General features: G+C 69.0%; 14 protein-coding genes. 2 read left to right on the forward strand and 12 right to left on the reverse strand.

Features of this window, described 5'->3' with window-relative positions; genetic code table 11:
• Window positions 1–103: 103 nt before the first annotated feature.
• The gene (locus E3O19_RS12135) at window positions 104–325 is read right to left on the reverse strand and encodes a hypothetical protein (RefSeq protein WP_134567941.1); all 222 of its coding nucleotides are present in this window, start codon (window positions 323–325) and stop codon (window positions 104–106) included.
• A complete protein-coding gene (locus E3O19_RS18120) occupies window positions 322–483 on the reverse strand; it encodes a hypothetical protein (protein ID WP_198413901.1) in 162 nt (53 codons plus the stop codon). The genes E3O19_RS12135 and E3O19_RS18120 overlap by 4 nt, the downstream gene beginning before the upstream one ends.
• Before the next feature lie 29 nt (window positions 484–512).
• Here E3O19_RS18120 and E3O19_RS12140 point away from each other — a divergent pair, with 29 nt between their 5' ends.
• The gene (locus E3O19_RS12140; protein ID WP_198413902.1) at window positions 513–878 is read left to right on the forward strand and encodes a pyridoxamine 5'-phosphate oxidase family protein; all 366 of its coding nucleotides are present in this window, start codon (window positions 513–515) and stop codon (window positions 876–878) included.
• A gap of 126 nt (window positions 879–1,004) precedes the next feature.
• Here E3O19_RS12140 and panD read toward each other — a convergent pair whose 3' ends face one another.
• The 3 genes from panD to E3O19_RS12155 form a co-directional block, all read right to left on the reverse strand.
• Window positions 1,005–1,418, reverse strand: coding sequence for an aspartate 1-decarboxylase (panD, locus tag E3O19_RS12145; RefSeq protein ID WP_134567943.1), 414 nt, complete (start codon window positions 1,416–1,418; stop codon window positions 1,005–1,007).
• A 47-nt stretch (window positions 1,419–1,465) separates the two neighbouring features.
• Window positions 1,466–2,434, reverse strand: coding sequence for an FKBP-type peptidyl-prolyl cis-trans isomerase (locus E3O19_RS12150; RefSeq protein WP_166804560.1), 969 nt, complete (start codon window positions 2,432–2,434; stop codon window positions 1,466–1,468).
• A 120-nt stretch (window positions 2,435–2,554) separates the two neighbouring features.
• Window positions 2,555–4,111: a MinD/ParA family ATP-binding protein gene (locus E3O19_RS12155; RefSeq protein WP_134567947.1), complete on the reverse strand. Its 1,557-nt coding sequence runs from the start codon at window positions 4,109–4,111 to the stop codon at window positions 2,555–2,557.
• Window positions 4,112–4,348: 237 nt separating this feature from the next.
• Between E3O19_RS12155 and E3O19_RS12160 the strand changes: the two genes are divergently transcribed.
• Complete coding sequence (locus E3O19_RS12160; RefSeq protein WP_134567949.1) at window positions 4,349–4,528, forward strand: hypothetical protein; 180 nt, start codon at window positions 4,349–4,351, stop codon at window positions 4,526–4,528.
• A gap of 109 nt (window positions 4,529–4,637) precedes the next feature.
• On the opposite strand, the gene E3O19_RS12165 is transcribed toward E3O19_RS12160, so the two are convergent.
• The 7 genes from E3O19_RS12165 to E3O19_RS12195 all read right to left on the reverse strand — a co-directional run bounded on the left by E3O19_RS12165 (window position 4,638) and on the right by E3O19_RS12195 (window position 12,898).
• Complete coding sequence (locus E3O19_RS12165; RefSeq protein ID WP_134567951.1) at window positions 4,638–4,832, reverse strand: hypothetical protein; 195 nt, start codon at window positions 4,830–4,832, stop codon at window positions 4,638–4,640.
• Window positions 4,833–5,082: 250 nt separating this feature from the next.
• Window positions 5,083–5,670 carry a PRC-barrel domain-containing protein gene (locus E3O19_RS12170; RefSeq protein ID WP_134567953.1) on the reverse strand — a complete coding sequence of 196 codons (588 nt, stop codon included), beginning with the start codon at window positions 5,668–5,670 and terminating at the stop codon, window positions 5,083–5,085.
• A gap of 52 nt (window positions 5,671–5,722) precedes the next feature.
• On the reverse strand, window positions 5,723–6,919 hold the full coding sequence (locus E3O19_RS12175; RefSeq protein ID WP_134567955.1) for an SLC13 family permease: 1,197 nt from the start codon (window positions 6,917–6,919) through the stop codon (window positions 5,723–5,725).
• A 25-nt stretch (window positions 6,920–6,944) separates the two neighbouring features.
• Window positions 6,945–8,618 (reverse strand): AMP-binding protein, encoded by a 1,674-nt coding sequence (locus E3O19_RS12180; protein WP_338145098.1) that lies wholly within the window; start codon window positions 8,616–8,618, stop codon window positions 6,945–6,947.
• 60 nt (window positions 8,619–8,678) lie between these two features.
• Entirely contained in the window at window positions 8,679–9,860 is a 1,182-nt protein-coding gene (locus E3O19_RS12185) for an acyl-CoA dehydrogenase family protein (RefSeq protein WP_134567957.1), read from the reverse strand.
• Window positions 9,861–9,917: 57 nt separating this feature from the next.
• Window positions 9,918–12,035 carry a 3-hydroxyacyl-CoA dehydrogenase NAD-binding domain-containing protein gene (locus E3O19_RS12190; RefSeq protein WP_134567959.1) on the reverse strand — a complete coding sequence of 706 codons (2,118 nt, stop codon included), beginning with the start codon at window positions 12,033–12,035 and terminating at the stop codon, window positions 9,918–9,920.
• A gap of 89 nt (window positions 12,036–12,124) precedes the next feature.
• Window positions 12,125–12,898 (reverse strand): TetR/AcrR family transcriptional regulator, encoded by a 774-nt coding sequence (locus E3O19_RS12195; RefSeq protein ID WP_134567961.1) that lies wholly within the window; start codon window positions 12,896–12,898, stop codon window positions 12,125–12,127.

Genomic DNA, 12,898 nt, shown 5'->3' on the forward strand with positions numbered 1-12,898 from the left:
AAAATGAAGCTCCGCTCCCGCCCCGCCCCGCCCTGCCCCGCCGCGCCACGCCCCGCCGCGCCCCGCCCCGCCGCGCCGCGCTCGCGAGAGTGCACTTTTGGCCCTAAAACCACCGCCGAAGGGGCGAAAAGTGCACTCTCGCGGAGAGCCGGCGACCGACCCTGGAACTGACACCGGCGAGCAGGTCCAGCCCGGCCAGCCCGGAGAACTCGGCCTGCCCGGTGCCGTCCGCATCGCCTTGGTCTGCGGCGATCGCGACCGAGACGACGAGACGCGCCGGCGCCAGGGCTTCGAGGTTCAGGTGCGCTCTGGCGGTGCGATTCATTTCCCGATGAGACGCGGCGGCCGGGGACCAATGGCACTGGCGCCGGGCCGCATCGGGTTGACACTTTCGGCATGCTCGGCGAATCGAATACACAACAAATTGAAGATGTGCTGGACGCCGCGGTGATCGGCAGGATCGGCTGCCACGTCGACGACCACCCCTACATCGTTCCGATCACCTACTCCTATTGCGGTATTCCGACGGCAGCGTCTACGGGCACAGCGCCACAGGCACGAAGGTGCGGATGATGCGCGCCAATCCCGCGGTGTGCTTTGAGGTCGAACGTGTCGACGACCAGGGCCACTGGCAGATCGTGATCGCCTGGGGAATCTTCGAGCAGCTGCACGGCGATGAGGCGAAGGCCGGAATGCACACCCTCGCCACCCGCTTGGCGCCGATGCTGACCGGCACGACCGCGCAGCCTCACCTCGGCCCAGACGGGACTCCACTTGCGTCCCCTCACGCGCACGACTCCGCCCCGACGCCACACGAGAGGCAGGTGCTCTTTCGCATCAGGCTCACGGAGAAGACCGGCCGGTTCGAGAAGCGGTAGCGCCGGTCGGGAAGAGGCGGGTGCTCTTTCGCATCAGGCTCACACAGGCTCACGGAGAAGACCGGCCGGTTCGAGAAGCGGTAGCGCCGGTCGGGAAGAGGCCGGCCGACAGGCGGAAGATCTCGCCTAGTGCCAGCTCAACGGCGGACTGACCAGGCCGTCGACGTGCGCGCCCGCCGGATCCGTGTCGACGGCGACGATCCGGTTGCGCCCGTCGACGTGGACCACGGTCGGCTCGTACGCCCTGGCCTCCTCGGTGCTCATCTGGGCGTAGGAGATGATGATGACGAGGTCACCCTCGAGGGCCAGCCGGGCGGCCGCGCCGTTGACGCCGACCACCCCGCTGCCGCGCTCCCCCGCGATGAGGTACGTTTCGAACCGGCTCCCAGTGTTCACGTTGACGATGCTCGCCATCTCGCCGGGAAGCAGGTCGGCAGCATCCAGCAGGTCCAGGTCGACCGTCAACGAGCCCACGTAGTGCAGGTCGGATTGCGTCACGGTAGCGCGGTGGATCTTGGACTTGAACATGGTGCGTTGCATCGGCGGGCAACCCTTTCCACAAGAGAACCGGCGGAAACCGCCCCGCGTTACGCGGAAGCGAGGATGTCGACGACGAAAACGAGAGTATCCGTGCCGGTGATTCCCGCGGTGGTGTTGCCGGTCGTGCCGTAGCCGAGTGCCGGCGGGATGACGATGACGACCTGGGATCCGACCGTCTGGCCGATCAGCCCCTGGGCGAAGCCGGGAACGACGTTGCTCGTGGCGAATGTGGCCGGGCCACCCTTGCCCCAGCTCTGGTCGAAGACCTTGCCGGTCCCCCAAATGACGCCGGAGTACTGCACTGTCACGGTCGCGCCATCGGCGACGACGCCGCCGGTGCCCTTCTTGAGCACCTCGGTCTTGAGCTCGGCTGGCGCTTCTGCCTTGGGCACCTTCACGGTCGGTGTGCCGTCCTTGGCGAGCGTGACCGCCGGGAAGCCGTCCTGGGGCTTCTGGTCCTTGCCGTTCGCGCGGGTCGCCACCTTGCCCTTGACGTCGATGACGAAGATGATGTTGTCGGTCGCGGCGACCTTGAGGTCGGTGTTGCCCTTGGTGCCGAAGGCGTCGGCGGGCGGAACGACGACGGCGACTCGGGAGCCCACGTTGGAGCAGGCGATGCCCTTGAGGATGCCGGGGATGATGCTGGCGGTCTTGGCGACCGTGACGGTCAGTCCGGCAGCCTTGCCGTACCCGCCGCCGTTGAGCTTCGCCCCCGTGGAGGCGTTGTAGGCCGTGTATGCGATTTCAACGGCTTCGCCGTTCTTGACGGCCGCACCCTTGCCCTTGGTGACCTCAGTGCGCTCGGTGGTCTTGGCCGTGAGCGGCGAGGTGAACTTCACGGTGGGTTCGGCGTCGGCCTTGCCCGTCACCTTGACGGCATCCGAGCTCTTGCCGGAATCGGTGCAGGTGAGAGCCGTCGCGGCCGAGGTCGACTCGGCCGACGGGGACCCGCTGCACCCGGAGAGCGCGAGGACGGCCACTGTGGCAACGGAAATGAATACGGGGAGTTTACGCACGCTGATCTCTCTGTTCGTCAATGGGCCTCGAACAGTATGACCTGTCGACATCCGTGCTTGCTGTGTCTGCACGAACCGGGCGCCCGAACCGGGCGCTCGAACCGGGCGCCCGCTCGACGGTCAGAGCCCCTCGGCGATCGCGGCCGTGGCGAAGAGCCAGGCCTCTCGCGTGCGCGGTGCGAGCGCCTCGATGTTCAACGGCCCGCCGGCGACGAGGGCCGGGTCGTACGGCACGTCGACGACGGCGCGGGTGAGCTGGCTGAAGTGGTCGTGCAGCCGGCGGGAAAGCGCGCGGTCCGCGGTCTTGGCCGGCGAGGCGAGGATGGTCACGGCCTGGGCGACCTTGTCGCCATGGCCCTTCAGCCGCAGCCCGTCGAGCAGCGACGCCGCCCCGTAGGCGGTGTCCTCACGGATGGTCGAGACCACGACGAGCTGGTCGGCGGTCTCGACGGCCGCTTCCCAGTTGGAGGCGCGCATGTTGTTGCCGGTGTCGATGATCAGCACCCGATAGAACCGGCTGAGCGCGGCGTGGAGCTTCCCGAAGGCGACGTCGTCGATGCTGGCGGCCCCGGCCGGGTCGAGGTCGGAGGCGAGGGCGTCGAACCGGGCGTCGCCCTGGTTACGCACGTAGTTGTCGAGGTCGCCGACCCGGGCCGAAGTTGAGTAGGCGAAGTCTTCCAGGTCGCGCAGGAGGTCGACTGCGGTGTTGGTGTGGTGCGCGGTCTGCGCCCGCACGCCGAGGGTTCCCATCGTCTCGTTGTTGTCCCAGGCGAGGGTGTAACCGCCGCGATGGATGCCGAAGGTCGCCGCGATCAGCAGAGTGGCGGTGGTCTTGTGCGCGCCGCCCTTCGGGTTCAGCACGACGATGGTGCGCGGGCCGATCAGACTGCGCTGCACGGAAGCAACCGCCGATCGGCGCGAGAGTTCAACGGTGCCGGGTCCGGGAGAGACCAGTCCGCCGGACAGCCTGCGCACCGTACCCTGCCAGCCCTGTTGGGCCGGACCCTCCACCATCGGCGGCCGTGAGCTCATGAAGTCTGACAGGTTCGGGCCAGCGCCGGCGGGTGCGGCGCCCGTACCGGATGCGCTGCCGGAAACGGAAGCACGCACCGGCAAACCGGCGGCCGCCGGGCGGTCAGACGGTTGCGTCGGCTCGTCGTCGACATCCTCGTCGAGATCGCGGTCGAACACGAGGTTCTCGAAAAGCCCGGCGCCGGGCTCCGCGGACGGCGCCGCTGCCTCGAACGCGGTCCGGTCATCGCCGGCCGTCGCATCGGGAGCAGGCTCGATCATCGTGGATCGGTATGCCGCCGGTTCGACCGCGACCTCCGCGGAGTCGTCATGATCGCCGCTGTCCGGTGAGGTTTCCCCTGGGAGGGCGAGCGGGCGGGTCGTACTGGGCATGGCGGCCGCGGGGATGAAGTCTCCGTCCGCGTCCACGTCGCCGTCGGGGTGAACGATCAGGGGCGACTGGCCCTGCTCGTCCTCCGCGGTCAGTCGGACCGGGCGACCGATCGTGCGGGCAGTCGCCGCGACCCGATTGATGATTTCCTCGCGGACGCCGGCCTCGTCGACGGCGGTGATCCGCTGGCTCTCGCCGTCGATGGTCAGCTCGCCCGTGCCGTCGCTCCGGATCATCGCGCGGATGCGGGGAAGGGCGGAATCGTTCTTCTTCATGTGAACCTTTGTTCGTCGAGCTCAGCTCAATAAGCGTGAACACGCCGGAGTTGCCGTCGATCGTGCCCTCCCCAGCCTAACCGGGCGGTCGGCGTCCTCCCCCCGTTGGGCCGAAAACCGGCTTCACCGGCGACCTGGCCGGAGCAGGCGACAATTCCTCGACTGACGTCCCGTGGGCGGGAAGACGGACGGAAAGAGGATTGCATGGACCCCCGACCGGGGGTCATCATTGAGCGCATGAAAGATCGTGACTGGGTGTTGCTCGCCTACTGCCGATCCTGCGGGGTCTACGGCACGGCGGTCGTTGATGATGACCGCCACGTTTCCTGGCCGGAAGTCGTGCACGAACTCGATGGCAGCCTCGCCGAACGGCAGGACGCCAGGGAGGAACAGTCCTGGACCATCGGCGCCGCATAGCGGCGCAGTCGCTCCTGCGAGGCCCGGGCGGACACGAATCCCGGAGGATGAGAATTCAGGCGCGCCCGGAAGTTCAGGCGGGCCCGGAAGTCAAGGCGGGCCCGGAAGTTCAGGGCAGCGGGCCCAGGCCCTGGTGGGCGAGCCAGCGGAGGGCTCGCCCGCCGGCTCGGGTGCCGTGGGTGTCGTCGTGGTCGCGTTGCCGTCGGCATTCCACCAGGTCGTCCCCCGGGGCGATGTGCGGATCGCGGCAGGAATTCGCGTAACTGGTGTAATCGGTTTCGAGCAGGAGTTCGTCGTCAGTCATGACCCTGTGTTTCTGGTTCTGTCACACCGGGTGCCAGCGCCGTTGCCGGCCTCGGTGCGTGGACTTGGTTCGGTTGCGGCCGTGCACGTGCCGGTCCGCAGTTCGCAGCGGACCGGTGGTCACGTTTGCACCAGCCGGCCCGAAGACACTCGGATACTGCGGCGAGACTGGGGCGAGGCCGAATTGTTGAATGACAGGGTACGTCCCCGCCCGGCGAAACTCCCCTGGATCCCGCGAATTGGTCGTCGCCCTACGGCGTGGGCGGGTGTCGGTGGTGGTTCGGCGGCGGCGAGCGGTGCCCGTCGACCACATGCTTAAGGAGGTGCGGCGGCGGCCCGTCCCCGTGAATCGGGTGCGGGTGGGACCCGGGATGGGGTGGCGGCTGGTGGTCCGGGTGTGGCGGGGTCGGCGGTCCCGCCGCAGGCGGGGCGGCATCCTTCACCTCGACGACGACCGCCTGTGCGGGGCCGAATTCCTCGGGGTCGCCCGCCTCGGACGCTTCGGCAGAAAGTTCTTCCTCCGGTACGCCGTAGTAGCGGTAGAGCTCGCTCTCCTCGTCGACCGTGATCGAGCCGCGATCGCTCTCGATCCTCGGCCCGTTCCTGATCTGGGTGCGGTCGAAGGCGACGAGGATTCTGGATCCGTCGATCTTCGCCCCGGCCAGGGGCACGAACGACTCTGACATGCCGAACAGCCCGGTGCGCACCGTCACGAAGGCCGGATTCCCGGAGGCCTCGCTGAGGAAGACCTGCTCGACAGAGCCGATTTTCGCCCCGTCGCTGGTGACGACGATTCCCCCGTGGACGACGATGTCGTCGATGCGTTCAAGGGTGATCATGGTGAGCTCCTTCGGGACGGCCTGCACCAGTCTCGCGCGTCGTCGCCCATTGTCACGCGCTCGCGGCAATCATTGCGAGCACGCTCAGGCCAACCGTGACCGGCGCCAGCACCAGACCGAACAGGGCGTAACCCCGCCAGGTGATCAGCACGTTCATCTTCTCCAGCCGGCTGTGCCAGAGCAGGGTCGCCAGCGATGCCCAGGGTGTGATCAGCGGTCCGACGTTCGCGCCGATCAGCACGGCCAGCAGCCGCTTCGTCCCGTCAGCGACCGGCTCGAGCGCCAGATAGGCCGGCAGGTTGTTGATCAGGTTCGCGCCGACCAGGCTCGCGCCGGCGAGCCGAAACAGGTCCGCCGGCGCGTTCCCGGTGCCGGCCACAACCGTGAGCAGTGCCGGCAGGCCGAGGTGCGCCAACGCCTCCATCACCAGGAACAGGCCGGCGCTGAATACGAGCAGCGACCAGGGGATCAGTGCCGGGCCGAGCACCCTCGGCCGGCGCACCAGGAACGTCACCGCGAGCACTACGGCCGCAATGGCCGACGGGATCCAGACTGGGATGCCCACGACCAGCGCCGGCAGGAGGGCGACCAGCACGGCGGCGCTGACCCCGAGCAGCACCCGGTCGCGGGCACCGTATGCCGGCGCCCCGGTCGTTCCGGACGTGCGGGTGCGCTGCACCGGCACACTCTCGTATTTCTTGCCGAGCTCCTTGCGGAAGACGAGGGCCACCATGGCGAGCGGCACGATGATCGCGACCAAAGCCGGCGCCGCCGTGAGGGCGGCGAATCCCAGCGGAGTGACACCGCCGAGCCTGTGCTGCGCCAGCAGGTTCGTCAGGTTGGAGATCGGCAGCAGCAGGCTCGCGGTGTTCGCCAGCCAGACGGTCGTCAGGGCGAACGGCAACGGCGGCAGACCGACCTGGCGGGCCACCACCACTACCACCGGCGTGAGCAGCACCGCAGTGGTGTCGAGCGAGAGGAAGACCGTCGTCAGGATGGCGAAGCCGGCCACCCACAGCCAGAGCAGCCAGGCCCGGCCGCCTCCCCAGTGCCGCAGCCGGAGCGCCACCCAGCGGAAGACCCCAGCCTCGCTGCAGAGCTCGGTGACGACGGTCATCGCGATGACGAAGAGCAGGATCGGGCCGACCCGGTCGGCGAGGGTGAGCAGCGCGTCGACCGGTAGCACGCCCGTCAGCACGGCGACGGCGCCGAGCAGGAGCAGCACCGCACCGATCACCGCGAGAACCATGAGTCGGAGTGTAGCGGTCAGCGGCTCAGCCGCCGGGCACGGAGTCCTGGTGCAGCTCCCCCAGCATCATCTTCATCACCTTTCCGGTGGCCGTGCGCGGCAGCGTCTCGACGAAGTGCACGTGGTCAGGCACCTTGAAGCTCGCGATCAGGTAGCGGGTGTGGGTGAGCAGGTCGACCGCGGTCACGGCATGGTCCGGCCGGAGCACGACGTAGGCCTTCGGTCGTTCGCCCCACTTCTCGTGCGGGATGCCCACCACGGCCACGTCGAGCACGGTCGGGTGCGAGAGGATCGCGTTCTCCACCTCGATCGAGGAGATGTTCTCCCCGCCGGAGATGATGATGTCCTTGACCCGGTCCTTGAGCTCGAGGTACCCGTCGGGGTGCATCACCGCCAGGTCGCCGGTGTGGAACCAGCCTCCCCTGAACGCCTCCAGGGTCGCCGCAGGATCCTTGTAGTAGCCGAGCATGACGTTATTGCCGCGCAGCACGATCTCGCCGATCGTGCTGCCGTCGCGGGGAACGTCGGCCATCTCCGGGTCGACGACGCGCGCCGATTCGGCCTGCAACATCCCGACGCCCTGGCGGGAGATCATACGGGCTCGCTCGTCTCCCGGCAGGGCGTCCCAGTCCGACTGGTATTCGCAAATCGTGTACGGGCCATAGACCTCGGTGAGGCCGTACACGTGCACGACCTTCACGCCGAGGCGTTCCAGCTGTTCGATCACGCTCGGGGCGGGCGGGGCGCCGGCCGTCGTAATGCTCAACGGTCGCTCCAGCGGGTGCGCCTCTGCCGCGTTCGCGATCAGGCTGCAGACTGTGGGGGCACCGCAGAGGTTGGTGATGCCGAGGGTGTCGATGGCCGTCCAGACGTTTCCCGGGCGTACCGCGCGCAGGCAGACGTGGGTGGCGCCGGCCGCCGTGACGGCCCAGGGCGTGCACCAGCCGTTGCAGTGGAACATCGGCAGTGTCCACAGGTAGACCGAGTCGCTCGTGAACGAGTTGTGGAATACCTCGCCGAAGGAGTTCAGGTAGGCGCCGCGATGGGAGTAGACAACGCCCTTCGGCTTGCCGGTCGTGCCGGAGGTGTAGTTGATGGTCAGGGGGGAGCGCTCGTCGTCGATGTCCCAGCGGAGCGGCCGGGGATCGGCCAGGGCCGCGGCATCCGCGGCGGCAAGGAAGGATTCGAGGCTCTCCTGCCCGAAATCGAGGCCGCTGGAGGCAAGCCCGAACTCGGCATCGGGCATCTCGATCACGCCGGTGAGGAACGGCGACGCGGGGCGGGAGTCGCCGACCGTCGCGACCAGCTCGGCGTCGACGAAGAGGAGCGTCGCCTCGGAGTGCGCGAGCACATACTCGATCTCCGGCCGGGCCAGCCGGGAGTTCAGCGCGATCAGGATCCCGCCGGCGAGCGGCACCGCGAAGTGCGCGATCAGCATCTCCGGCACGTTCGGCGCCAGGAACACGACCCGGTCCCCCGGCGCGATCCGGGCGCGGATGCCTCGCGCCAGCCGTTCGGCGGCCGCCCGGAACTCGCTGTAGCTGTAGCGGCGGCCGCCGTAGAGGATGGCGTCCTTGTTCGGGTACACCTCCGCGGACCGTTGCAGGAACCGCATCGGGGTGAGCGGGGCATCGTTGGCCAGGCCAGTCGCCGGTTCGATGCCGCTGGTCTGGTCAAGCAGGTTCATCTGTTCGAACACGTGGGGACTCCTTTGTCCATCGTTTGCTGCGAGAGTGGAGCGGTTACGTCGTGCCGGAGATCAGCGGAATGCGCTGATGCCGGTGAGGTCCCTCCCGATCAGGAGCGACTGCACGCTCTCGGTCCCCTCGTAGGTGTGCAGGGATTCGATGTCGGCGAGGTGCCTGATCACGTGGTTTTCGAGCAGGATGCCGTTGCCGCCGAGCATGTCCCTGGCCATGGCCGCGATCTCCCGCGCCGCCCTGGTGTTGTGGTATTTCGCGAGCGAGGCCTGGATCGGCCGCAGCGTGCCGGCGTCGTCAAGCGCGGCCAGGCGCAGGCAGTGCAGCTGCATGGAGGTGAGCTGGGAGAGCATCATGGTCAACCGCTCCTGCACGAGCTGGAACGCGGCGAGCGGCTTGCCGAACTGGATGCGCTGCGTGGAGTAGTTCAGAGCGGCCTCGAAGACGGCGGTGGCATGGCCGAGGGCCGACCAGGCCACCCCGAGCCGGGTCGCGAAGAGCACAACGGAGGCCTCCTTGAAGGTGCGCGTGCCGGGCAGCACGGCCTCCAGTGGAACGCGTGCGCCGTCGAGCACGATCCGGGCCTGGTGGATCGCGCGCAGCGACCCCTTGCCGGTGATGGTGGTCGCGTGGTAGCCGGGATTGTCCTGTTCGACCAGGAAACCGCGCACATTTCCGTCGTCATCCCTGGCCCAGACGACGGTAACATCGCCGACCGAGCCGTTGCCGATCCACTTCTTCTCGCCGGTGATCACCCATTCGTCGCCGTCGCGCGTCGCGGTCGTCTCGAGGCCGACCGAGTCGGAGCCGTGGTCGGGTTCGGTCAGGGCGAAGGCACCCAGCTTCTCGGCCCGGGCCAGTGGCACGAGCCAGCGCCGCTTCTGCTCTTCGCTGCCGAAGAGGGCGATGCTGCGCAGCGCCAGCCCGCCCTGCACGGCGACCACGGTGCCCATCGACCCGTCGCCGCGGGAAATCTCCATGTTGACCAGCCCGGCAGCGAGGGCCGACATCGGGGTGAGTCCCTGACCGACGACACCGTCGGTGAGCAGATCGAGTTCGCCGAGTCTGCGGGCGAGGTGGAGCGGGTATTCGGCCTTGTCCCAGGCCTCGTTCACCTCATCCAGAGTCTCCTCGGCGAAGGCGCGGGCTCGGTCCCAGAATGCCCGGTCTGCGGCGGGAACGTCGGCGAAGAGACCGTAGTAGTCGGTGTCGAGCGGAGTGGATACGTCGTAGTCGGCCACGGTTTTACCTTTCGGGGAGTGGTGAGGAGTGGTGAGGAGTGGTGAGGAGTGGTGAGGTTACGGGTGGAAGAGGGTGCCGCGGGCGGCGAGGGCTGCGCCGGAGCGGTCCAGCAGCGGGGTCAGCCCGCCGGTGTGGTGCGGGAAGTTGGCCCCGAGGATCATGCAGGCATCGATGTCGGCGGCGCTCTGCACCGTGCCGTCGGCAAGCATCCGCCCGGCCTCATCGGCCAGGCCGTGAAGGAGCATTGCGCGCACGGCGGCGGTGCCGACCGGAAGCTCGGCTCGTTCGACCGGCGACGGCAGGATCGACTGGATCGCGTCTGCCGCGGCGGGAGTGAGGCGGCCGTCCGGCCCGACGTAGCTCGGCAGTGACAGTTGCACGAGGCGGCGCAGGCTCGGGCTCACCGTGAACCGGTCGCCGAGGCACTGTCCGAGGTGGGCGAGGATGTGCAGCTGCACGGGGGGACCGATGTGCCGGATCAGGGTGAGCGGCGTCATCGGGAACCCGTCGGCGACGAGCGCGTCGTCGACGAGTCTCGCATCCGCGCCCGCGTCGATCAGGCGGAGGGTGTCGCTGAACCAGCGGGTGATCAGCCGGTTGACGACGAAACCAGCGGAGTCCTTCACGAGCACGGCGGTCTTGCCGAGCGCCCCGGCGAGCGCGAACGCCGCGGCGACGACGGCATCGGTATTGCGCGGGGCCCGCACGATTTCGACCAGCGGGAGCACCGCGACCGGGTTGAAGAAGTGGAAACCGATCAGGCGCTCCGGGTGCAGGAGCGCCGATCCCTGGTCGGCGATCGAGAGCGAGGAGGTGTTGGTGAGCAGCAACGTGTCGGGCCGCACGACGCGTTCGACCGACTCCCAGACGCCGCGTTTGACGGCCAGGTCTTCGAAGACGGCCTCGATCACGATGTCACTGCCGGCGAGGTCGGTGATGTCGCTGGTGCCGGTGATGAGCGCCGCGACCCGGGTTGCGGTCCCCGGCGTCATGGTGCCGCGTTTCACGGCCCGGCCAAGCTGGTCGGCGATGCAGTCCAGCGCCTGGGCGACCTGCTCCGGGGTGAGATCGGTGACCCGCACGGGCACGCCGAGACGCTCCGCGAAGACCAGGGCGAGCTGGGTGGCCATCCGACCGCCGCCGACGACCCCGACCTGACTGACGGCGCCCGGTCCGCCGGGCCGGCCGCGTTTCCGGGCCGCCTGCAGGGTGAAGAACGCGTAGATGCCGGCACGGCACTCGTCGGTCTGGAGCAGTTCCCCGAAGGCGACGATGGTCTCGGCCTCGATCGGGTCGCCGCCGCGTGCCAGTCGCGCGGCCGTGCGTCCCAGCCGGCCGGCGGGCGCGGATGCCGGGCGGCCCCCGTTCCTGTGCTGCCAGGTCGAGAGCAGCTCAAGGGTCTTCTCGACGGCGGGCAGTTCGCCGGGGATCCGCTTCCGCACCGCTGCGCGCAGCGCCTCGGGCTGCCAGGCCGCCTGCGCGACAGTCCGCGAGAGCGTCGGCAGGTCGGCCGGGGTGTCCGCCGCATCCGCTTCAGCCCTCCCGTTCAGGACACCGGCCGCCCAGGCGAGTGACGCCCCGATGAAGTCGGGGTCCTCGATCACGGCGTCAGCGACCCCGAGGGCGGCAATGTCCGCCGCGGTGAGCGAGCGGCCGGAGAGGGAGCGGGTGACCGCGATCTCCGCCGCGGGGCCCGCGCCGATGAGGTCGGCGAGCAGGCTGAGGCCGCCCCAGCCCGGTACGAGGCCGAGGCGCACCTCGGGGAGACCGAGGTTGGTCGCTGTTGCGGCGACGGTACGGTAATCGGCGCAGAGGGCCAGCTCGAATGCACCGCCAAGCGCGACGCCGTTGAGGAAGGCAAAGGTGGGCAGCCCGAGCCGGCCGATCTGGTTGAACGCCGTGTAGCCATCGCGGGCGATCTGTTCACCCTCCGTGTGGGTGGCGACGGAACCGAAGGCGGCCAGGTCGGCGCCGGCGCCGAAGACCGCGCCTGTGCCGGTGAAGGCCACCGCGTCGACCGAGGCCAGGTCGATGCCGCGGACCGCGGCGGCGACGGCGGCGAGGGCCTCCCGTGTCCAGGAGATCAGCCCGCCGGCCGGAGGCGTGAAGACCACCAGCGCGATCGTGCGGCCACCGACCATCCGGTTTGTGACGTCGATTCGTGTGGTCAACACACCGTTCACGGTGCCCCCTTGCGCCGGTCGAAAAGCTTCAGCTACAAGTTGTACCTGACACACAGTCTCAGGTCAAGTGGCACTGAGTCTCAGGCGTCGGGTGCGCTCGTCGCCGCGCGGAGCCGTTCCTCGACGGCCCTGGCCACGTCGCCGGGGTCCATCGAGGCGGGGAAGACGGCGACGAGCAGGTCCAGCCCGGGGTCGGCCGTCCCCGCGGGCGGGCGGCCGTCGGGTCGGAACATCAGCCGAACCCCGGCGAGTTCGTCGGCCAGCTCTGCGGGCAGGTCGGCGGCACGGGCGCCGGCGGCCGTCGAGCGGATCAGGCGGCGTAGCTCGTAATTGTGGGTGGCCGTCACCGCGGCCGCGAAGCGGATGGCGGCCAGCGCCGGCACCATGGGCAGAGAGGACCTGAGGTAACTGGCGAACATCCGTTCGTACCGGATCACCATGACGGTCTCACGGTCGCGTAGCACGGGGGTCGCGCGCACGACCAGGTCCCTGATCCGCCCGACCTCGAGGCGTTCACGGAACCGTTCGAAGACCATGGTCGCCGCCTCGCAGACGGCCAGCCACGGGTCGGCGTGCGGCAACTCGAAATGGCGCACGATCTGTTCGAGCAGCTCATCGTGGTCGGCGAAGATCACGTCGTCCTTCGAGCCGAACTGCCGGAAGAACGTGCTGCGGGACACCCCGGCCGCCTCGGCGATCTCGGTGGCGCTCGTGGCCTCGTAGCCGCGCTCGTGGAACAGTCGCACCGCGACATCGGCGACCTCGACCCTGGTCAGCGGTCGCTGGCGCGCGGGCAGAGGCTCGGTGCTCCGGGAATCGCTGCTCGAGGAATCGTTCTGCAGGGGATCGGTCAT

The sequence above is a fragment of the Cryobacterium algoritolerans genome (genome assembly GCF_004402785.1).
GTDB lineage: Bacteria > Actinomycetota > Actinomycetes > Actinomycetales > Microbacteriaceae > Cryobacterium > Cryobacterium algoritolerans.